Origin of the sequence: Pedobacter sp. HMWF019 (genome assembly GCF_003061025.1) — a bacterium.
Lineage (GTDB): Bacteria > Bacteroidota > Bacteroidia > Sphingobacteriales > Sphingobacteriaceae > Pedobacter.
The window spans coordinates 1-23,632 of the sequence record NZ_QAIL01000247.1; the positions used below are offsets into that span (position 1 = coordinate 1).

Sequence of the window (23,632 nt, forward strand, 5' to 3'; positions counted from 1 at the left end):
ATCTAGTGGAACTTAGTTCACCATCTTACTCAGGTTATACCCATGTGTTAAGCATTAGCACTAAAAAGCTTAAAGCGACAGAACTCAATATAAAGGTTCTTGATCAACTTCCCGACTGGATTTCGGCAAGCAGTTCAGTTAATGATGAAGATATCAAATCCAATTCTGATGAGCAGAAAAAAACATTTGGTTTAAGTTATTTGGTCAATGGTGCTTTCAATGCATTCAATCCTGAGGGTGCAGGGATAATCGGTGAAATAAAAATAAAAATAGAAAAATAATATGACAGACTTTATTGCAATGATCTACGAGTGGTTCGGCTATAGAACCGATCTCGGCACTCATCTTAGGGGGTGGGATATTACGTGTGAGACCTTTGAAGGAACAGATCTTTATTTTCAGGTATTCATAACCATGTTAGGCGTTAATCTGGGGCTCTTTATTGTGATGTACCTCATCATCGATAAGATGACTACAAAATTCAACACCAAACTTTCCTGGTGGATTATGGCCTCCATTGGTATAATAATCAATTTTGGAATAGCTTATTCATTGCCTTCCACCGTCTCCTCATGTGACCAGCTAGTTTTTGGAGCATCGGATTTACTGCTCTTTGGATTTGCAAATGCTTTTTGGGGCCTTATGACCTTTGCGTTACTCACCTCATTTCCCTTTCCAAGAAACTTTAGTACTAATGCAAGACTTACAACTTTTTGGAAACCTTAATCACAATCGATAATGGCTAAACTTTTTATTTTCGGTATAGGCGGAACAGGCTCAAGAGTGATCAAATCACTTACCATGTTACTAGCTGCAGGACTAAAATCGCAAAAGGAATTTGAAATCTGTCCTATTATTATTGATCCTCATAAAGATAATGAAGATTTAAAACGTACAGTTGGAGCGCTTAACAACTATCAGCGAATAACAGACAAGATTGGAACCGAAAATGGATTCTTCTCTACGAAAATCTCCACTCTACAGTCTTTGGATACCAAAAGTGGTCTTGGAGGGAATTACACCTTCAAACTCAAAGATGTTGAATCAACGAAGTTTAAAGATTACTTTTCTTACAACTCTCTTGATGAGGAGAATAAGGCCCTTGCAGATTTGATTTTTTCAGGAAAGTCTATTAATCAGACCAGGGATTCGATCAATTTACTTGATATTCCTATGGATATTGGTTTTGTAGGAAATCCAAATATTGGCAGTGTAGTGCTTAACCAATTCAAGCATTCGGAAGAATTCAAAACTTTTGCAAATAACTTTGGGAAGGATGATAGAATCTTTATTATCAGTTCAATATTTGGTGGTACCGGTGCTGCTGGCTTTCCTACCATCTTAAAGAGCATTCGTGATGCAACGGATCAGGTTGGAATCAGTAATGCTGGTTTTTTAAAAGACTCTTCAATAGGCGCATTGACTGTTCTACCTTATTTCAATATTGCTGTTGATGAAAACAGTCCAATCAATAAATCAGATTTCATTGAAAAGACTAAAGCGGCATTAGATTACTACAAACAAAATGTGAATTCCTCTCTGAATGCAATGTATTACGTTGGGGATGATTATATAGGAAAAGCCTATGAGAATGATCCTGGAAATAACGGACAGAAGAACAAGGCACATTTTGTTGAAGTAGCAGGTGCGATGGCTATCATAGATTTTATGAATATGACCGGTGAGGAACTGGAAACAATAAATGGCAAGCCAATGAGTAATAATTTCAAAGAGTATGCGATAAAACAAGATAACATTGAATTAAAGTTTGGGGATTTAGGAGATTTCTCTCGCAGTAGTTTAGGGAAAACTCTGACCCAGCTTACGCTTTTGAAAAAATATCTAGAGGAGAAATTAGAATCCTCGATTGAGAGACAGCCATGGTCAACGAATCAACCGGTAATTGACAGAAAATTCAAAACCGCTCAATTTTACAGCTCAAATTTAACCGGCTTTCTTAAACAATATTCTGATTGGCTGGATGAACTGGAGGGAAACTCAAGATCATTTCATCCTTTCAACCAACGAGCTGATTTAATGACTTTCGTTAATGGAGTTACGATGCCAAAAAGTGGATTTCTAGGTTTGGGAAAATTCAGTTACGATAATTTCGATAAAGCACTTAACAAAGTTGAGAAGCTCAATACCTTCATCTCTCCAGAACAGAAAATCGTCAAACTCTTTTTTGATACTACAGCACAAATAACAGAAGACAAATACGGATACCAAAAAATATAGAAATGGGTAAAATTTTAGGCTTTACAAGGAACCCTGGAGAGGATTGGGTTATATCCTCTCAATATGGTACAAAAGAAATTCAGGGAATTCCTGATCCCGAGGGCGGACATGCAATCAATGCACCGACATCCATTCCTAGTCCATTTGCAAGAATGGACCTTGTCAGAAAATCTTTTCAGAATATCGGCGAAAGTCCAAATCTAACTTTTTATCAGAGAGGAGAGACAATAGTAGCCAGTAAAGAAGATGAAAAGACAGTTTCACAATGTCTGGACCTTGCCGAAATGTTATTCTTCTATGAGAACTACAAGGATAAGATTGAGATTTTGGAATGGAATAAAATTGAACATATTGGAAAGTTGAAAAACAGTACCAATTCCGGTCACCAAAAGCTGGGTGACGTACTTGATATGTATCTGAGACAAGATGCATTAGCCTTTAATTTTGATTATCTAAATAGCATCTATATCATAAAGTTCAATCATAAGGTGATCGGCGGCACCTCCCCTTTGACATTGTTTTTTAATACTGCAACTGATGGCGCATCATTAAACTTAATCAGCACAAAGGGAAAGACCTTTTTTAAGGACATCGTTCCTCTTTATGACCGTGATGCAGATTTCCAAAAATACATTTATCTTCTGTTTAAGGCTGCTCCGGTTCTTGGGGAAAGAATGATGGCTTTTAACGAATATCTTAACAAAAGCCTGGAAGTTGTTAGCAAACAAAATCCAAATCTATACGATATACTAAATACCTTAAAACCTTCTGAACTTTTACCAAATTATGCAAACCTTAACACAAAAGATGCAGGGCAAATTGTAGAGGTATTCGATGTTCCGTTTAAAACGATAGATTCATCTAAAATTCCTGTAAATGAAAGTGATTTTGTTATACACAGTTCAAAATATAATGGTGCAAGCAAGCCTTTGGTTGTTCAGAATAATTTCAATAAACCTCTTAAATATGTCAATGGAGCCTGGGACACTAAAATTGAAGTAAAATATATTGACAATGATTCACTAAATCAAAGAACATTACCAGGGCTGAATATAAAGTATCCCTACCTTACAATCAGTGATCTTTTAGAAGACACCCTTATCAGACTCGTATATCCAATAGATTCAGAAAACTATTTTAATGGGAACCTGAAACTATCAGATACGGACAATACAAAGAGCTACTTGTTACCCCTGAAACCATTATTCTTTCAATTCTTTGATGTTTCAGAGTTATTAAATGGTGGAACTCAAAAGCCGCATATATTCATAGAGGAGGGATTGAAAAATGGAGTGCGGGTACTATTACGTATTCCTATAAAAAAAGGAGATGAGTATATCATTTTTGAAAGATTCTACTATAATGACAGCTTACCTGATGCCAAAATAAATAAAGGAGCTATCGTTGAGCAACAAGTCGGTTTAACCATATTTCCATTCATCAAGTATGAGAAAGATGTGGATGCCTATTACAATATTCAATTGGTTGACAGGAATATTTCAGGAAATCTTTTTGATGTTGATTATCAACTCAGTTTTTATAGCGACAAAAGTAAAGATGCCATTGAATCTGAACAACAGGTTTTCAGAACCAAAAAGATCAAAGGTGACTTTACCAAGGTAACTACAAAATACTTCGGGATTAAAGCTCCATTTGACTATATTCAAGTAGATAGTGGATTCGGAAAGGGAATTATAATTCCAAAATGGCGCATCAGTCAATCAACCGGAGATCAATTTACCTTTGCTATAGACTTTGGCACAACCAACACTCACATAGAGTACTCTATCAACAATACCAGCCCTAAGCCTTTTGATATAACCTTTAATGATATCCAGGCTGTCCCCTTTTTCTCAGAAGAGATTGAGCATAATTTTTCAGGAACAAATGCAATTGACCTCAGGAACTACATTACAAAGGAATTTGTTCCTAAGATCATCATGAAGGATACGGCTTTTAATTTCCCGATCAGGACTGTTCTTTCTCAAAGTAAAACCCAGGCACCTCCAAACGGCGGCAAAGCTCTGATGGAGTTCAATATCCCATTTGTGTTTGAAAAAGAGACGGATATGAACAGCAGATACTTTACCAATCTAAAATGGGACAGCAAGGAACCAAATAATGATTCAAGGGTACATGCTTTTCTTGAGCAGGTGATTATTATGATCAGAAACAAGGTTCTTTTGAATGGAGGTAGCCTTACGGCTACAAAAGTTGTTTGGACTTATCCAATAAGCATGTCTACTGCAAGAAAAGATAGACTTAGCGGTGTATGGAATCAGTTATATCAACAATACATCAACAAATCCGAAGAGACTACCAGTTTATCGGAATCATTAGCTCCTTATTATTATTTCAAAAGCAATCAATCTCTTGATGGTCAAGGATATGGAACAAGTGTATTAATGGATATTGGCGGAGGGACTTCGGATGTGGTGGTTTATAACAATCATATACCTGAGCTGGTATCTTCCTATAAATTCGCTGGAAATACCCTGTTTGGTGATGGTTACAGTGAATTTGGGAACGCTCAGAATAATATGCTTATAAAAAGGTATAAAGATGAGTTCGATTCTCTTCTGGAAAAAGATCATCCGATCCTAAAGATTATATCTGATGAATTGTATACTAATAAGAAAAGTTCTGATTTCAATGCTTTTCTTTTTTCACTGGGCAACAATGCGCAGATTAAAGACAGAAAGCTTTTCGACTTTAATAACAAGCTTGCAAACAACGATGATATTAAGATCATATTCCTCTATTTTTATGCAGCAAAGATCTTTCACGTTGCCAAATTAATTAAGAATAAAGGGTTAAAACTGCCTGAAAATTTAATTTTTAGTGGAAACGGGTCAAAGATTCTCAATATTATCACCAATAACATGAAAACAATGGGAGAATATACCCAGCAAATATTCTCTTATGCGTATGGAATAAGTGTATATCCAAAGCATGGACTCAAAATTAGTGTTGAGATGGAAATTCCAAAGGCAATAACTTCCAAAGGAAGCATTATACATATTATTCGGAACGATCAGGAAATAGACATAAGGAAGATTAAAGAAACCTTAACCTGTTTGGAACATGAGGGCAAAACTGAATTACTTTATTCTGAAATTGGCAATGATGAAATACAGGATAAGATTGTTCAGGAGGTTGAGGCCTTTAATAATTTTTTCTCGGGCTTACTCGATAGCTTCGATTGTCAGGACAAATTTGGCATTTCTTATAATTCTATCTCCGTCTTTAAGGAAATTTCGAACAGACATATAAAGCAGTTTCTAATGGCTGGCATTGCCTATAATAATGCTTTGGAGGGTACATTAATTAATGAGTCAGCCAAAGTTACAGATACCTTGTTCTTCTTTCCTATGGTTGAAACTATACAGCAATTGATTAAGGAACTAGCTTTTGTGGAGGCAGAAGGGCAATGAGAAAATCGATAAAACTATTAGCGCTTCCAATACTGGGTTGTACATTATGTATCTGCGCTTCAGCTCAAAATGTAACTAATGAAAGAATTGCCAGCACAAATAAGACAGCTGTTAGTGTTAAAGATCGTGATTCTACTCATTTAAAAACATCGGCCTTACCAGATACAGTAATAAATAAAACGGTTTTCAAGAATACGGACCTGGATGAAGATATTCAACTGAAAGATTCAATGTTATCATTCAATAGCATGGATTATTTCTACATCCCGATATCTTTTGTAGCCGGATGTCTATTAGTGAGCTTGGTTTGGTATGCAAAATCAAGGAAAAGAAAGAAAAGAAAATCAACTAGTGAAACAAAGAAAATGAGTCCAGAAGAAAGCCGTGACAGAGAAATATCACTTATAGAAAAGGAGAATCTTAATCTTTTTGCAACAGTAAAGGAACTTAATCAAAAAATAAGTGATCTGGAAGCCAGACTAATCGAAAGCGATCTTAAATGTAAAAAGGCAGAAGATACAATAGGCGACTTATACGTCACCATTAAGAACCTAGAAAGTATAACACTCGAAAAAGTAAAGGACCATTCAAACGAAACCTTCGAAGAACCTTCCAAATATCTCTTCTTCCCAAGCCCTCTTCCAGGTGGATCATTTAGAAAGGTAGACGGTAAGGATACCTTTTTAGAAGGTGCAAGTATTTATCGGTTTAAGATGATCTCGGAAACGGAGGCTAAGTTTGAATTCTGCGAAGACAGTTCTTCTGTTGGAATGGCGCTAAATAATAGAGTGGATTTGATACTTAGTGTTGCAGAGGAAATGGAGGGGAATTCTTCCGGAGCAAAAAAGATCCTGACTTATAATGGTGAAACTGGAAAGGTTGTTCTGGAAGACACAAAATGGATTATAGTGAAGAAAATAAAGATTAAATACGTTTAAAAATGGATTTAGAAAAATTTGAGTACGTTATTTTTGCAGCTATCCTTATTGGCCAGGGTATATTTTTTAATAGAACCAGAAAGAAGATAAAAGAGTTTAACAACTCTATTGCCAACATATCATCGATTGGAATTGCAGATCTTGAGCTTACAGAAGAACAGGTAGACAGCTTTTCTCTGAGAGATGATATCTTCGATATTGCGAAGAAAACGGAAACCACAGGAATGGCTTCTGAAGAACATATAGTTAATCAAAGCGAAGAAGAAGTAGACTCAGAAAATCTCAGCGAAAGAGCTCCGGATATTGAACAATCCTACCAACCAACAGTCAAGCTTAGGTTATTGGAAAGTACCGACAACAGTAGCTTGGTTTTCAACAACATTCTTAATGCACTCAACAAATATTTGTTAAGAAACAGACACTCAGTTGCTGATTTCAACCTGATTAAGGATATTGTGGAAAGGAATACCAATACAATAGAGGAAGATGTCAATCTTACCCTTTCTACTCCTCTATATTTAGGTCTGATGGGAACTATGCTTGGGGTTGTGATCGGGATATTCAGTATGTCTAACTTTATTGGGGCACAGCTTCAGGAAGATTCCATTTCCGGTGGTATAGCAATATTACTTGGAAGTGTAAAGATTGCAATGATTGCAAGCTGTCTTGGTCTTTTATTAACCATATACAATTCTGCGATCATTTTTAAGGGGTCAAAATACCGCTTGGAAAGTAAAAAAAATGATTTCTATACCATGATACAGGTTGAGTTACTTCCCTCATTGAACCAAGGTATGAACGCAACCTTTGACTCTCTTCAACGTAATCTATTCCGGTTCAACGAAAAGTTTGATAACAATTTAGATAAGCTGAGTACAGTTTTCGACAAGAATTACGATTCTATTGTGATGCAAAAAAATCTTGTTGAGCAGATGGATCGGTCAAAGGTGGCCGATATTACAAAATTCAATATTAAGGTGCTGGCAGAAATGAGTACTTCGCTGGCGCAGTTCGACAAGTTCAACATGATGTTTTCTAATATCAACACTTACCTTTCTAACTCATACAAATTGGCAGAAAGAAGTAATGAGCTGCTGGAACGTACGGGTAACTTTGAGAAGATTGCCTCTGCTATCGAAGAAAATCTGGATAACAATACCCATCTAACCCGGTTTCTTTCTGAACATTTTAATCAACTAGAAGAACATAAAAGTAAGATTGATGAAGCTGTAGTTGGAATAGGTTTCAACATCAAGGATACATTTGAGCAATTAAAAGGTTCTCTGCAAAATTCCAGTCAGATTCTTGGCGAAGAAGCTATGTTAAGAAATGCTGAGTCTAAAAAGCTATTTAATGATTTCTCAAATGAACTTAAAGAGTCCTTTACAATTCAGGCCAATTCTCTACAGGAAATTATGGAAGAAAAGAAATCCAGCCTTGACCATTTAAAGCATTTGGAAGCACTTCTTTCTGAAGTTAAATCTATGAGAGGTGGAAATGAAATGACAGACAAGTTATCGGGACAGATCTTTGAGCTCAATAGTGGCATTTCCAATACCAATGACACTTTAAGACGTATTGAACAAGACGCCAAAAAGCCATTTTTCAAAAAGCTATTCAATCAAAAATATGCCTGATGAAAAGTAAGAATGATTTTTTCTGGCCCAGTTTTACAGATTTGATGACAAGCCTTTTCTTTATCATGCTGGTATTGTATGTGTTAACCTATGTTCAGCTTAAACACAAGAATACCGTACTGGAAGAAAAGCTAAAGATTATTGAAACTGTTGAATCAAACCTGGAGCCATTGAAGCGAGATACCATGCTTTTTAATTTTGAACCACAATATAACCGCTATAAACTGGCTTTTGATGTAAAGTTTAATACCGATAAATCTATTATTCTTTCTGATGCCGACCTTATTAACCCCGACTATACACGTACCAAGATAACTGAGGCTGGAAAGAAATTGAAAATGGTGATTGACGATCTTAAGCTCAAGAAAGAAAAAGACCCCAATATGAGGAATCTCTCTTACATCCTTGTTATTGCGGGCTATGCTTCAAAAGACAAGTATTCAAAGTCACTTGCTCATAATTATGATCTGAGTTATAAGAGAGCACTAAGCTTATGGGCATACTGGAAGTACAATGTAGGTATTGATTTCGAATCTCCCGAGTATAAAAATCTGATTGATCTTCAGATTTCCGGAAATGGCTGGGGAGGTGTTGGACGATTAGACAATGAGGAAGACAACCAACGCTTCCTGATACAGATTTTTCCAAAAATTGCAAATATTAAATAATGAGACATACTTTTCTTAAGACTCTGTTTTCGGCAATTATTATATTGACATTTTCTTGTTCACAATCAGGGAAACCTAAAAGCGCCGCAAAGATTGAAGACAGATTGCTTCCTGGAACTGTTCCGATCAACTTAAAGAACCAGACTTTCATTGCAAAAGTAATCCGAATTATAGATGGAGATACCATGGAGGTTCTTTATCAAAATACACCGATCAAAATACGTTTAGCCCATATTGACTGTCCGGAGAAAAGAGGTTCTCAACCCTTTGGAAATAATGCAAAAGAAGCCTTATCTGATTTATGTTTCGGACAAGAGGTTACTGTTTACGGGGAGAAATACGACCGCTACAGGAGGTTAATTGCAGTTATCGTTAATGATAAAGAGCAGGTCGTCAATCAGGAAATGGTGAGGCAAGGTATGGCCTGGCATTTCAAAAAGTATTCTACAGATCCCGTTTATGCTCAGTTAGAAATTGAAGCGAGAGAGAATAAAGTAGGGCTTTGGCAAGACCCCAATCCTACTCCACCCTGGGAATGGCGGAATCGTAAAAAGATCAGATTACACACACCTAATTCTATATCAATAACCTCTAATTAAAGCCTCACTATGGGATTCTATTTTCGAAAATCATTCACTTCCGGAATTTTCCGCCTCAATTTGTCTAAATCAGGATTCAGTTACTCAATTGGCGTTAAAGGAGCTAGAATTCACACAGGTCCACGAGGCACATATGTGAATATTGGATCAAATGGCATTCATTACCGGCAAAAAATTAGCGGTACTGATACCCGGCCTCGGGTAAACGAAGTCCAGCCTATTGTTTCCGATTATAATAATCCACATACAATAACATCATCCAATATTGATAACCTAACAGATGTTGATTCCAAGGATTTTATTAATGAACTAACGGAAAAGGCAAATAAGATATCTTATGTCAACTGGTTTGGAATCTTACCTCTTATTATTTTTCTCGTGTTACTTTTTGGAAGCTCGTTTGAAAATCATACCACAATTGTAAAGCCTGAGGGTCATCGTGTTGTTGCGATCATAAACTCTGACGTTGGCTCAAATATCAGAGAATTCCCAAATGCAAAGTCCAAAGTTGTCAGGGTAGCAACCGATAGAGAGGAATTTGCCTTATTAGATTCAGCTAAAGGTAAATGGCTAAAGATACAATTCGGGGATACTATTGGGTATGTGAATAAAAAGCTCGCAATTATCAATCATATAAACGATCCTCAACAGAGTAATGACGAACTGAATTTGATTAACCCCTATTTTTATGTTGAACTTATTTCGGGCTCCATCTTCTTTGTTTGCCTATTGTTTTGGTTGCATAAAAAGGATAAAAAGAGATTTGCGATGGAAATTTACTATGAAATGGATAAGGACATGTCTGTAGTTTATCAGCAATTTGCACAGCATTTCTTGAATTTTAATACTTGTGCACGCAAATGGCAATACCTGCATTCTACAATAAATAACGATTGGAAGAGAAATGCTGGCGCTGGACAGTTGATTAACAGACATCCCATATTTAGAATATCCTCACATCAAATCCCAAATAAATTTCTGAAGACAAATGTGCAGATCCCCTATATTCAGCTTAGAAATACAGAGTTTTTTTTCCTTCCTGAGCGTCTGTTGATTAAGCGAGGGAATAAATTTGCCGCTGTTTTTTATAATCATCTGGAAATCTCAAGTGTAAACTCTAGGTTTATCGAAGATCAAACCGTACCCAGTGATGCTAAAATTGTGGATTATACTTGGAAGTATGTGAATAAAAATGGTGGCCCAGACAGGCGATTTAATGACAACAGAAAAATACCGATCTGTTTGTATTCACAATATACTTTTAGATCTGGCACAGGGATATACGAAATCATAACAACTTCAAAAGTTGATGGTTTCCATGGTTTTACAAACTTTCTTTTACAGATTGGACGTTTGCAATCAAAGATGAAGCAAGACTGCCCCCCAGCACAGTTTAGAAATCTAGTGGAATAGATATGGGATCTTAGAGAAGGCTGTTCAATCCCTTCATATCCTACTTGTTAAATATTTTAAGGCCTGACTTATCTATAAATATATGTAACAGGTCTTTATCTACCTACTGTGGACCAGATTTCACATCATTAATTTATGCAATTAAATAAAGTACTATTTTTTGAGGCCAAAATAACTAGAACTAGCTATTGACATTGAGCATTTATTCACCGATCTTAGAGAGTAGCGCTCGGTCAGGTAATTTTAACATACTGATAGTAAGCTTAAAATGTGTGTTTTTGACTAATAAAGGTTACTTGTTAATTATATTATGCCAGATCAAACAGAAGCAGCTCCAAAATCTCCCAATAGCGGGTCTGGAGAAGATGAAGTTATTACCAACAAGGGAGATATGATTAATTATATCATTGCAATTGGCATTGATAAATATATTGATCCAACTAATAATTTCGAACATGGCAATTGCGAAAAGGACTGCCATGACCTTATTCAAAGTCTGACTTCTAATTATTGTAGTTTTAAACCTTACAAAGAGCCTTTGATAAATGAAAAGGCGACTAAAGAAAACATTGAAACTTTAATCAAAGAATTTATTGACAGTGAGGAAAACAACATCAACAATAATTTGATCATTTACTTCTCCGGACATGGAGGAATAGTAAATAATGGATTTTCAAAGGTCGGTTGCTGGATTCCACATGATTGTAAACGGCTTCATATAGATAGTGTTATCTCTAATTCCTATTTATCGAACATAATTACTCAGAGAAGAACACAACACGTCATCATAATTTCAGATTCCTGCCAATCGGGTAAGTTATTTGAACAAATCAGACCGAACAGTCTAAACTTTGCCTCTGGAACTATACAGGGTGTTGAAATTTCTATGTGGGCAATAGTATCCAGTAGAAGTGATCAACTTTCGAAAGCAGGAGGTAGAAATCAGAACAGTAAATTTACCGAAACACTGCTAAAGGTTTTCAATGACAATCAGGAACAGGAATTTCTGGTTACTGAATTAATTGGGAAATTGGATAAATACTTTATTCACGACAAAGGACAGAGACCACTTTGCGGGAGGCTTAGCCTTCAAGACGAACCAAATAATGGTTATTTCATTTTTGGTTCAAATAAAGATAGAATCAAGATACGTAAACGCCTGGAATTATTGGAACCTGCATTAAGATCTTTGAATTATGATGCTCAAAAAAGGTTATTTAGATTATTCATACCCGAAGAAAAGAAACAAGTAGTTGTATTTAGCGGAACACCGGAAAGTGGCTTATATTTAATTTCAGAGATAGCTAAAATAGGCATCACAATTAGGAAGGATTACGAAAAGTATGTTTTTAAACCGCCGCTTACTTATCAATCTGCCGAAAGTAGGTTACTTTCGATCTTTAACCTTGCATTTAATGCAAATTTTCCGAATTTAGATTTGCTTATCAAGCACATTCAATCCATTTTAGAGGTTAAAAATCTATTATTTGAATTTAGATTTTACAGTGATGTCCAAGATGGCATAACTATTCCACCCCTGACAAAAAAACAGCTGATTGATCAGTGGGTTGAACTAATCAACACGATAAACCATAAACCTGTATCTAACCATAAAGTTTTCATTTTTATTATTGATGAAGAAAACTCTGACTATTTCAAATTATATGGTAAAGACCCTATTGGGGGTATAAATACTATACTTATGCCGCCTGTGGAACTCCTTGATTCTTTAAAAATTGAGGATTGGTATATATCAGAAACAACAAGAAACCAAAACGAGTTTGACCATTTGATGGATGACTGCATATACCCAAATGTAGAGCAGATCTTAAAAGAAACAGGTGGTAAACCGGTAAGTACGATAAGAAAAATCTGCGAATATGCTAAATGTTATGGTCTGGCTGATGCACTCCTTTACCCAAAACCCTAAATAAAACGGATATGTCTATAAAATTATTTCAAGGTAATACGCTTACTTCAAAAAAAGAGAGCAATAAGTTTCATATTGATCCCTATCTCCCTTCTCCAAATTTAGTTAAAGCAGTGCAACTTGCCCAGATTCTGCAACGTCCTTTATTAATTAAAGGTGAACCTGGTTGTGGAAAAAGCAGACTTGCAGAAGCCATTGCAGCAGAGCTCCATGGAAAAAATTTTAAGGATTATTACTTTGAATGGAATGTTAAATCCACTAGCAAGGCGCAGGAAGGCCTGTATGCAATAGACCATCTGAAAAGGTTAAGTGATGCTAATATGAAATGGGAAGCCGATCAAAATCTGGAAATTACATTGCCAAAAGACATATCGGGTAATTATCTATCAAAAGGTAACTATATCGAACTTGGAGAACTAGGTAAAGCATTTTTAGCAACCAATAATCTCAACACGAAGATTCCGCCTGTGGTTCTGATTGATGAAATTGACAAAGCAGATATCGATTTTCCAAATGATCTTCTTCTTGAACTGGATCGAATGGAATTCAAGATAGCGGAGGCAAAAGATGGAGAGCATGGAATTACGATTAGGGCGAACAAAGATTTGAAACCACTATTTATCATCACCAGCAATGATGAGAAACCTTTACCGGCCGCCTTTCTACGCAGATGTCTGTTTCATTACATAGATTTTTCTGAAATAAAACTAAAAGAAATCGTTGAATCTAAATTCCCTGAGCTGGCACAAAATGGAAACGTGATCGCTGATGCAGTTGATGCATTTAAATACTGGAGGTTGAAAATAGAGGAAAAGGCAACCAGTCCAAAGAATATTAGTACGAGCGAATTACTGGATTGGGTAAAACTTATAGATCATTATCATAGAGAAGAGGGTATAAAATTTACCAAGGAGGAATTTCCTCCTTATCATCAGGCTTTGTTAAAAGATATAGATAGCATACAGCTTTTTGCAAAACCTACAACCGGACCATCTTTTAATTAAATGAGGGGATATGAGCCAACCACTTCTATACGATTTGTACAACAAAATACGTCAAGACCAACATTGGATAGCCCCTGGGATGGAGGAATATTTTTTGCTCTTTGAGGTATTGAAATCAAAAGAATATTCCATCCGGTGTTTTGACGATATTGCCTTTGTATTGGAAACGATATGGTTGAAATCATACGACCAAAAGGTTAAATGGAATAAATTGATGGAAATACACCGGGAAGAAATATTCGATTTCGCTATAGGTTTGAGAAAAGAAATCGAAGATTTAGTCGAACAAGACAGGATTTCCCCTTCTCCAGATAAAAAAACAAAGCCCGATAATCAAATTACTAATCCAGTAACAGATACGGATAAGCCGGAGATATCTTCCGAAATCCAGGCTGCCCCGAATAAAAAACCCGATAAACCTGTAGTAACCCCCAATATAGAACCTGATCCATATGGCGAGGTTGGCTTCTCATTCAACGACTCGAAGATGAATGATATACAGGTATTAGAACTGGCAAAGGAGAGCAGGGTGCCGGTACCTCTACATAAGAGCCCCTATTTATTTACGGATGATTACTTTCCTGTAAAGAACAGACAATTGCAACAGGCCTGGAGGACTTTAAAAAACACACAGGCAGCAGGTCTTTCTAATGAAATAAATTTCAAAAAAACCATTTATGAGACCGCAAAAAAAGGCTATTTTTCTTCCTTTCAATTTGAAAAGAAAAGAAGCAATCAATTGCGACTTTTTGTATTTATAGATCAGGGAGAAAGCATGTTGGCGATGGAAGATTTTGGAAAAGAACTGTGCAATACTGCAAAGCAAAGTGAATTTCATACCGCCCTGGAACCTTACTTTTTTAAGCAGATGCCTGTTTTAGATTTGAAAAAAAATGATTATTTCTTCACGAATGAAAACTCGACCAAACAGTTCAGTTTAAAGAAGCTGTTTTTAAAACTGCCGAGAAAGAATATTTCTGTATTAATCTATAGTGATGCCGGAGCATTAAATGGCTATCCAAAACTAGAAGAAAAGAAACAAACAGAGACTTTTATCAAGCACCTAAACCAGGTCGCCGGTTATATCGCCTGGATAAATCCTGCTCCAAAATTCAGATGGACAGATACTAATGCAGAGCTTATCGCCAATAACCTGCCAATGTTCGAAACCAGTCGAAGTGATATAGAAAATGCAATCACTGCATTAAAAGGGAAATTAACAGTAAAAAACAATACTTATGTTACCGTTTAAATCAGATTTCTTTTCGTTAACGGATGAATCAAAACAAAAGCTTGATACATTTTACAGGCATTTTTGTGAAGGTCCGAATGGAAAGAGGTATGGAATAGGTCATATAGTGTTTATTTGTCATGCTTCATTTCCTTTACTGATCTCCCCTACTTTAGCGCATCTTATCTGGCTAAACTTTAATACCTACAGCAACCAACATGGATTGCAAAGGATTGACCCTATCGTCGTAAGTGACTTCCTACTATCGCCACTGGTTAGGAAAGTGGGCTATAAACAGTTTGAAATCATTCCCGAGATACGGACTTATCTACTTTATTTACTGAAGGACAGCAGTTGGTTTAAACTTTATGACATTGAGCCTTTTGGCCCTGAAAGATTGTATAGCTTAGCGCAATTTCTTCAGCAATACCTTGGAGATAAAAGGTCAAATAAAGAGAACAACGCATCGGGATTTAAAGAGATCAATGAATGGGCTGCACTTTCCTATCTGGAACCAGATGTCCTTGCAGTGAAAATGGCAGAAGCTTTTCAAACAACATTTAAGAGTGACAAAAAAGAGGAAGCTCAATACGGCCAGCTGCAGCTGAACGTTTTAATGAATCGTTTTCACGAGCAAATCAACTTGAATATCCATAGTAAAGAGCCTGGTGATACAAAGGCGTTTCTTAACCTGCACAAATATAGTATAGCGAATAAAGCTGAATTATTTGAACAAAGTACAGAGCTGGTATCTGATATGTTTTATAAAATTGATGAGGAGTTCATCGGCAAAAGACAGGATGCAACTGCATCTATACAGTTACCGCTTCGAAGAGGAATCAGCGAAAGGTTAGAACGCAAAAAAAACAATGTTAAAAGAGTTTTTGGCATTTTTACGGCGATAGATAATTATAAAAATTTTAGAGGCCCATATCTGGAGAGATCAAGAGGATTAAGGCTGTATCTGGATGCTTTGGAGGGGGCTGGGAAAAACGGGTATTTAGAATATGATCCGCAACGGATCAATAGCAGCAATGCTGTTGAGACACTTCAAAAGATAGAGAAATGCCTTATTGCCTCCAATGAGGAAGATGTTATTATTGTTTATTTAACGGGTCTCTTTATTAATGAGCATGGAGAAGAATTATTTATATGCAACGATTCTGCCGTTGATCAGAAAGCTTTTTTAAATAATGCCTTATCAAAGAAAATTCTGCAGGAGTGTATAAACTCCGTATCAAATAGGGGGTCTGTAGTATTGATATTAGATGGATGTCTTAACTGGATGAATTGGAGAGGTTGCAGTAATATTTTAATTTCTTCAGCAAGAGAAATTAGAGCGGATTCTTCTTCAAATTTGGTAAATGGAGGTACAATAAACCTATTCCCGGGCATACTCGCTAATTTGTTAAATACCTACAATACTACTATAACTTATAAGGACCTTCAAAATATTTTACGGCAGGAAATGAGCTACGGCAGGTATGAAGACGCCTTGCCTCTAACTCCTCTGATCTGGTCGGAGGATCAACAGGAGCTTAATAAATATTTCCTCACCAATACCCTTTGTGAACAAAGATCATTGAATACTTTATATTTCAATCAACGGGATGACTATTGGCATGTACTGGAAGAGCACTTTAAAATTATATCATTAAATAGTACAACCAGAATCTTTGATTATGTTAGCCATGAAATGATTCCGGATGTAATAGGAGAAATGTCTATCAGAGATCATGCAATTCAGTTCAACGGATCTATAAGGGATCTTAACGCAAGCAAGCTTTATCGTGCAAAGACAGACAGAGACAAATTCAGTATCGAATTTGGTCAATATATAACTACTGTAAACCTTGAAAAGGAGTTGGCTCCCATATTCTCTAAAATCAAGCCAGACGAACTGTCCAGATGGGATGACTTACAAATTAACTATTCAAGTACTGAGAGATCTGAATTAAGCCAATCGGTTCTCCATGTAGATCTTTTAAATCTTCATCAAGATTCATTGTTTGAATTAACTTATTCGGACAAATCAAGGGAAACAAGCGGTTCTAATGTGATAAGTTGGCGTGTACTTGGCGTTGAATGGCTATCTGTTTCCATTCAAAGATTTATGCGTTATCATTACTTGTCCTCTCTTTCTTCGTCAAAAGGGAATCAATATTATTTAAAGAAAGCTCATTTAAATAGAGAAGTAATGTATTGGTGGGAAGGTGAAAAGAAATATAATAAAGAGTTTGAAGACGGCACATTTTCGATAGATGAGAACTGTATGCGCATTGAAAATGGTCGGATAGTTATTAAGAGGCTATTTATCGAAATGACTACTTCAGAGTTATTCCCTATTTATTTTCAGCTTTACTTTATTTCATCAGACTTTATGATAAAACGTATTCTACATGATAGTTTCTATTTTAAAGCCTCAGAACCAATACAATTTAGTCTTGACGAACAAGAACTTTTTGAAAGGGTGCTTTCTGAAAATACTATTGTACAGATTAAACTACTATTTAGTAAGGATCCAATACAAGAAGATTTTTCACAACCAGGAATTATAAAGCTCTAACATATGCAAGACAGAACTAGAGACTCATTAAATGAAATTACGCAGGAATGGGATGTTGCCAGCATTCATTTGGTACCAAACGATATGTTTAATTGGGGGATCTCAAATGAAAATGTATTAAAAGCGTTAAACATTGTAAAAACATTTGAGCAATACGAGCAGATAGAGAAAGATCAAAACAAGATCAATTATCAACAGTATAAAGATCTTGTTTATTATCTGTACCAGATGGATTTCATTGATTCGGATATAAATCTGGCCATAACAAAAGCAAATGCCAGCTTAGAAAAGGGGAAAAGGCCCCTTGATTTTAATCATATTTGGATTCTGGTTGCCGGAACTGGAAACAGTCAGTTCTCAGAATTAGAACAAATGATGAGTAAAGAAATCGGACAGGTATTAGCGGCAAATGGTTACGGTGTAATTTGCGGTGGCTGGCCTGGAGTAGATCAAGAAATAGCCAAATCATTTACACTGCATTTAGCATCTCATCAGATCTCCGAAAAGGACCGACTTATACAACTAATAGAACGTAAAATGAAACCCTTGTATGATTATGGAACAATTCAGGAACTCTTGCCGGGAGAAGATTGGTATAACATTGCTTCAGCGGAAGTTAGAGCGGTTATTCTTATTGGTGGAAAAGGCGGAACTTATAAGACTTATGAGGAAGCAATCAAAAATGGTGTTCCTGTAATTCCAATTCCAGGAACTGGTGGCGATGCGTTAAGAATACATAAAATCTTATCTTCTACCAGCAGTAAATATAGCGCAGATTCACCTCAAACGCTTATTTCAGCAACTCAGCTGGCTGCTTTAAACAGGGAAATCCTTATAAAGGACAATTTAGGCGATATTTCAGCTGTTGTAATCGACATTATAAAAGGTCTTCCTCAAAAAACAGTTTCTCGGCCCTCCTCTGATGACTTTAAGGCTATGATCATGGAGCTTTATAAAAAGAGAAAGGTAGTTATAGAAGACGATTTACAAAAGAACCGATGGGGTGGCCGTTCTGAAGACCAGGGTAATGTGTTAAGTGTTAAGGTCTCCAAAAGTATAATACCTACATTTTTTAATGTTATTCTGAACCTGAAGGTTAGTGATCCGGATAAAAGAGAGCAATTTGTTGCCTTCTTTCTACATGATTCGTTTTCTAATGAGATTCGTTTTAAATCTACAAAAAATGGTTCTGCAAAATTGGAAGTAAGATCTTATGAAGCTTTTACAGTGGGCGCATATACAGAAAAGGGTATTATGCTTGAATTAGATCTAAATGAAGTTTCAGGTTTACCTAAAGCATTCTATTATACTGATGTTTCCAAAGCATTTAAAAAATTAGTGGACCAAATGTATGAACAACAAAATGTTACGGTTAAAGATGATTTGCAGAAAAACAGATGGGGAGGAAAATCTGTCAGCAATGAAAAAGAATTAACTGCTTCTGTAGAAAAAGGATTAATACCTGGTTATTTTGATGTCAGGATCAAAATTTCATCGACAAATCCTAATAAACCTCTCAAGGGAGATGTTGCTTTTTTTATGCACGATTCTTTTAAAGAGATAAAATTTAGAAAGGCTATTGATGGAATTGCGAAGGTTAAAGTTTCTGCATATGAAGCCTTTACGGTAGGTGCCTATACAGAGGATGGTACTATTCTGGAACTTGATCTTCAGGAATCTAAAGGTTTTCCCAAAAAATTCTATTATTAAATACATTTGCCCTTTGTTTGGTTCGCTGAGGGCAAATGTATTTATATTTCATTGTTGACAAGATCTAGGGCCTCGGGAGTTATAAAATAATTCAGATGATCGCAAGCCACATCAAAAGTAGTTATAGATTTACTCCAATTCTCAGCTCCTTTAATATCTAGAATACTTTTGTCTGTTACGGCAATATCATTGGATTCTTTAAAAAGCACCACATCAAGTGCATCGTATATTCCTCTGCTCTTTACTTTCAAAAATAATTTCGAAATCACTGACGCGGTATCCCGATAATTCACAATAATGTTCTGCGTGTTTCCTGCAATTATAACATAGGGTATTGTTGGATCTGTGTTATCATTGAGCTGTGGGTACATGCCGTTTTTAATGTTCATTTGCTTAAATGCTACCTGTGTACCCGCTGCCAGTTTTCCAAATGCGGATAAGATGAACATCCAAGGCTTTAGAAATGCGGCACCGTTTATCGCGTAAGTCAATAATACTTCTGCAAAATCCCTTACGTCAGCCCATGGTGTACCATTATTTGGTGTGCCTAGCATAATCAATTTGGAAATCACCTTATTGCCACCTAGCTTTTCGATAAACCATCTACTGACCATCCCTCCCATGGAATGCGCAATAATAATGACTTCTTTACCATGATTTGCTTCCAAACCTATCTTTTCTAATCGTTGTTTTAGCAGGAGAGAATTTTCTTCAATTTTAGTGTTTAAGTTTTCATAATCAAACGTCAATATCAGATCTGCTCTTTTTTCAAACGTCGTGCCTTTTCCATCCAGATCTGATTTTATACATTTAACCATTCCTTCTGTATCCCCTATAATGCCATGCACAAATATTAAAATCTTATTGGAGATCAAAACTTTTGCTTTAATCTTATCTTTATCGTGGCTATAATGTACTTCTAATTTGTCATTTACACTGGCTTCGGATAAACGGGGATAGTCGTAGCTTAAACCAATCTTTTGCCCGATTACCTTTTGTAAATAAATTTTAATCGATCCCAGGAGACTTCTTTCATTAATTGCTGGGTCAGTGGATGTTATTTCAGGAAGTGTTTTTATGATAATATCTCCGTTACTGGATGTAAAGCCCAATGGATAATAGAGTTTTGTTTCTGGGTCATAACCAATTGGGATGACCGACCCTCCATTCAGACTGGCAGATAATTTTATAAAGAGTGGATTATCTTTTGAAACCACATTTTTATCTTCTACATCTAGTAGTTCCAATACATCCATATTTGATCCTGAGCGTAAACCGGATGTTAAATCAAAAGGTTCCAAAAAAGAATTGTGATATGCCCGGTTGGGTGGAACAATTCCGTCGGCTGATCTTGCTTTTTGAGAAGAACTTGATAAAACGGCTCTGCCTTGAAGCTTTTCTGGGGGCACTATTGTAACGCTTCCCATTTTCACAGCATTTCCATTAGCTATATTTATTTCAGGCTGAGGCTTAATGATTCTGAAGGCAAGGGTTTCCACTTTCCAGGCAGAAAGATTATTCATTTCACCTGAATCTTCATCCTCCCCAGCACCCCTCAAGCTAAATTCTTTTGTGCTAATATCCCTGTTGCCAGCCATATCAATTCCTTCCTGATTTAGCCCTGCTGTGAGTATTTGATCTGGAGTGGAGATAAATAATTTAATATATTCTATGATTTCGTTATATCCCAGTTCCTTATACTTATTGTCCAATCTCAATTTTATAACGTCTACAGGCAAACTATTCTTTATAAGCTCCAGATAGACTGTTCTACCAGGACCAATCTCCATTGGACTAAAATAATCCGTAACAATACTATAATCGAAGCCCAGATACGCATTTGTTACCCAAAGAGATGAGGGAAGGTGATTGGTTATTGCTATTTGTATGGCTGGCTGGAGCCATTTTTCCTGACCGTATTTGTACAAAAGGTCATTTACTGGTGCTCCTAATGGAATCTCCTCAAATGTATCCGGATTATAGTTGCCGGCTAATTTAGATTGATAGAGCTTTATAGTATAATGTTTGTTTGTAAGCTCAGTCGATGGATTTGTAAATTCAACAAGATGTCTCCAGCGGGTTAATATTTCGAGCTTATTGATAAAGACTGCTGCTGACTCAGGGCTGGTTATCTTTAAAGGTTTAAAAAGTGTTTTATCGGTTCCTGCCAGACTAACAGATGCTTCATTCAAATAATTGGTGGTAATTATATATTGACCAGTCGGTTCTTCGGAGAATGTTACAAACTCGCTCTCCTTATTTGATTGGACTTCTTTAATCCAGGTCTTGATATCTTGATTTATGTTAGCAGAAAATGAAAAGCTTGTTTCCTGATTAGGTTGATGCTGTATGGAGGCGTAGTAAGTTTCAGTTTCCTTTCCTAGTTCCGGCTTTCCCATAATAACAGAAAAATCAGGTGCAGGCGTTGCAATAACTATGCTTTGACAACGATCTTTAATATAAATTCTATCACCTTTCGATACTCCATGTATTGATCCGGCTTTTATACACCAGCCATAACTGCTATTATAATAGACTAAGTATTTTACTTGTTCTGCATTTTGTCTTGATAAGAAGACCTTGTCTTGTTCTGAGGAGGGTAAACCTCCATTCAAATTAACTCCCGGAGATTGATCTATCACCAAATTCTTAACCAAAACGGATGTCTGATCAATTAAATTTTTATAACTGATCTGACCTCCATATTGATAGAGGATCTTTAAAAGTGAATGAGTAAATGCGCCCCTGTTTACCCCGTCAATGATAAGCTCTTTCGAAGTCTGGTTATCTTTTGAGGCCGCTAAATGAATGTGTTTGGTCTGTCTGACTCTAATAATTTTCTTTTTGTTTTGAAACTCTTCTACATATCCTTTCTCTCCTTTTATGGTTTCATTATAACCTAGATAATCCTCCAGTTTTAAGCCACTCGTTCGGGAATCTGCACTGATCATTCTTTCGGTAACATCTTTTTCGTTATCGAATGCTTTCATGATTGATCCTGAATGACAACAATCCGTAATTGCCACGAATGTAACATCAGGTTTTCCATGCATGGTCTTCCAGAGCAGATAACTCATTTCTTTATCTATCAGATCCCTTCCTCCTGGCAATCGGCTATCCTGGCAAACAAAGGATTGAACAAATCCACTATCTGATGCTAATTCAGCTGGTGCAAGTGAAAAAGATCCATGGCCACTGTAATAGAATAAACAATTATCCTCACCATTTGCATCGTCAAATAGTTGAAAGGCATCTATAAAATTCTGCCTGGTTGGTTGTTCCTGGTCAGTAAGTATTTTTAAAACCAACTGCTCCTTATCAGGATACACTGTTTCAAGATACTTCTTAAAGGCATCAACATCATTAATGCAGCCCTGTAATGGCTTAGATGGATAATTATTTATTCCAATGAGTAAAGCATATATTTTGGCCATGGTTATTTTGGTTAATTATTCTTTACCTAGTTCAGCCGGGTCAAATGCTAATAATTTAAATTCATCTTGTTTTTCTGCGAGTACAGTTCCAGCCTCAATATCTTTTATACCTACATCTACTGTGCCTAAAAACGGTCGCCTAATCCCCATTATTCGATACAAGGGCGTAAGTCCACTTTGGGTAATATATTTTAAAGTACTTCCGCGTTCCCTTGCTACGGTGAATCCCAAAGAGGCATCTGTGATCTTAATATCCTGAGTGCCAATATTGGCGTTCGCCTTTAAGTCAAGATTCACATTACTGCTATTGGAAATGATAATTGTGGCAGTCTCTGCAGTAACTAGTTCTGTAACAACTACCCAATCTTTATCCCAATTCCCATTTTTATATTTGTCAAGGATTTTGTTTTTAATTTCGGCTAGATTGATTAATTGAGTAGTCGTATTGCCGGTTGACTGGAACACAACACCTTTATCGCTTTTAAATTCAAAGTTAAATCCGGCTTCTCCTTCACTGAGCACGCTACCGGCAATTGGTGCCGAACCTGAAAGTTTCGTTGAAATTGTAATCGAATCGCTTGACGTATAATCCATGTCAATTTTACTATCGTCTGAAAGTACTTCTACAGGGATTCCTTCTTTTTCAAGCGAGCTATAGATAACTAAAACACCAGAAGAGTCTAATTTACCAATGAAACCAATTTTTAATGGCCTCCCTGGGTCCCATGTTGCCCGATAGCCTGTTTTATCACTCATATGTGATAGGTAAAATTTTTGCGGATTTGCCATGATATTTTTTTTTAATGAGCCTATTTCTTTAGCAATATCAC

General features: G+C 36.3%; 16 protein-coding genes. 14 read left to right on the plus strand and 2 right to left on the minus strand.

The features are described from left to right. From DBR11_RS29615 to DBR11_RS14405, 14 genes are all read left to right on the plus strand, one after another. A partial coding sequence (locus DBR11_RS29615; protein WP_199233843.1) for a hypothetical protein occupies positions 1 to 281 on the plus strand: 281 nt, incomplete at its 5' end. Position 282: 1 nt separating this feature from the next. Further along, the gene (locus tag DBR11_RS14345; protein WP_146186539.1) at positions 283 to 726 is read left to right on the plus strand and encodes a hypothetical protein; all 444 of its coding nucleotides are present in this window, start codon (positions 283 to 285) and stop codon (positions 724 to 726) included. 12 nt (positions 727 to 738) lie between these two features. Further along, positions 739 to 2,238, plus strand: coding sequence for a hypothetical protein (locus DBR11_RS14350; RefSeq protein WP_108553352.1), 1,500 nt, complete (start codon positions 739 to 741; stop codon positions 2,236 to 2,238). 2 nt (positions 2,239 to 2,240) lie between these two features. After that, positions 2,241 to 5,672, plus strand: a complete 3,432-nt coding sequence (locus tag DBR11_RS14355; RefSeq protein WP_108553353.1) for a hypothetical protein — start codon at positions 2,241 to 2,243, stop codon at positions 5,670 to 5,672. After that, the gene (locus DBR11_RS14360) at positions 5,669 to 6,610 is read left to right on the plus strand and encodes a hypothetical protein (RefSeq protein ID WP_108553354.1); all 942 of its coding nucleotides are present in this window, start codon (positions 5,669 to 5,671) and stop codon (positions 6,608 to 6,610) included. Before DBR11_RS14355 ends, DBR11_RS14360 begins: the two co-directional genes overlap by 4 nt. Positions 6,611 to 6,612: 2 nt before the next feature. Further along, positions 6,613 to 8,247: a hypothetical protein gene (locus DBR11_RS14365; protein ID WP_108553355.1), complete on the plus strand. Its 1,635-nt coding sequence runs from the start codon at positions 6,613 to 6,615 to the stop codon at positions 8,245 to 8,247. Further along, positions 8,247 to 8,915, plus strand: coding sequence for an OmpA family protein (locus DBR11_RS14370; protein ID WP_108553356.1), 669 nt, complete (start codon positions 8,247 to 8,249; stop codon positions 8,913 to 8,915). Before DBR11_RS14365 ends, DBR11_RS14370 begins: the two co-directional genes overlap by 1 nt. Then, positions 8,915 to 9,514, plus strand: coding sequence for a thermonuclease family protein (locus DBR11_RS14375; RefSeq protein WP_108553357.1), 600 nt, complete (start codon positions 8,915 to 8,917; stop codon positions 9,512 to 9,514). The genes DBR11_RS14370 and DBR11_RS14375 overlap by 1 nt, the downstream gene beginning before the upstream one ends. Positions 9,515 to 9,523: 9 nt before the next feature. Further along, positions 9,524 to 10,927: a DUF4236 domain-containing protein gene (locus DBR11_RS29620; RefSeq protein ID WP_158275294.1), complete on the plus strand. Its 1,404-nt coding sequence runs from the start codon at positions 9,524 to 9,526 to the stop codon at positions 10,925 to 10,927. Positions 10,928 to 11,237: 310 nt separating this feature from the next. Further along, positions 11,238 to 12,857, plus strand: a complete 1,620-nt coding sequence (locus DBR11_RS14385; RefSeq protein ID WP_108553358.1) for a caspase family protein — start codon at positions 11,238 to 11,240, stop codon at positions 12,855 to 12,857. An 11-nt stretch (positions 12,858 to 12,868) separates the two neighbouring features. Beyond that, a complete protein-coding gene (locus DBR11_RS14390) occupies positions 12,869 to 13,861 on the plus strand; it encodes a MoxR family ATPase (RefSeq protein WP_108553359.1) in 993 nt (330 codons plus the stop codon). Between the two features lie 10 nt (positions 13,862 to 13,871). Continuing rightward, complete coding sequence (locus tag DBR11_RS14395) at positions 13,872 to 15,113, plus strand: hypothetical protein (protein WP_146186540.1); 1,242 nt, start codon at positions 13,872 to 13,874, stop codon at positions 15,111 to 15,113. Further along, positions 15,100 to 17,658: a hypothetical protein gene (locus DBR11_RS14400; protein WP_108553361.1), complete on the plus strand. Its 2,559-nt coding sequence runs from the start codon at positions 15,100 to 15,102 to the stop codon at positions 17,656 to 17,658. The genes DBR11_RS14395 and DBR11_RS14400 overlap by 14 nt, the downstream gene beginning before the upstream one ends. 3 nt (positions 17,659 to 17,661) lie before the next feature. Then, positions 17,662 to 19,368, plus strand: coding sequence for a pYEATS domain-containing protein (locus DBR11_RS14405; RefSeq protein ID WP_108553362.1), 1,707 nt, complete (start codon positions 17,662 to 17,664; stop codon positions 19,366 to 19,368). Positions 19,369 to 19,409: 41 nt separating this feature from the next. On the opposite strand, the gene DBR11_RS14410 is transcribed toward DBR11_RS14405, so the two are convergent. Both DBR11_RS14410 and DBR11_RS14415 read right to left on the minus strand, forming a co-directional pair. Next, entirely contained in the window at positions 19,410 to 22,802 is a 3,393-nt protein-coding gene (locus tag DBR11_RS14410) for a caspase family protein (protein ID WP_108553363.1), read from the minus strand. Positions 22,803 to 22,817: 15 nt separating this feature from the next. Beyond that, positions 22,818 to 23,632 (minus strand): hypothetical protein (locus DBR11_RS14415; protein WP_233260761.1); only part of this gene is annotated, 815 nt, incomplete at its 5' end.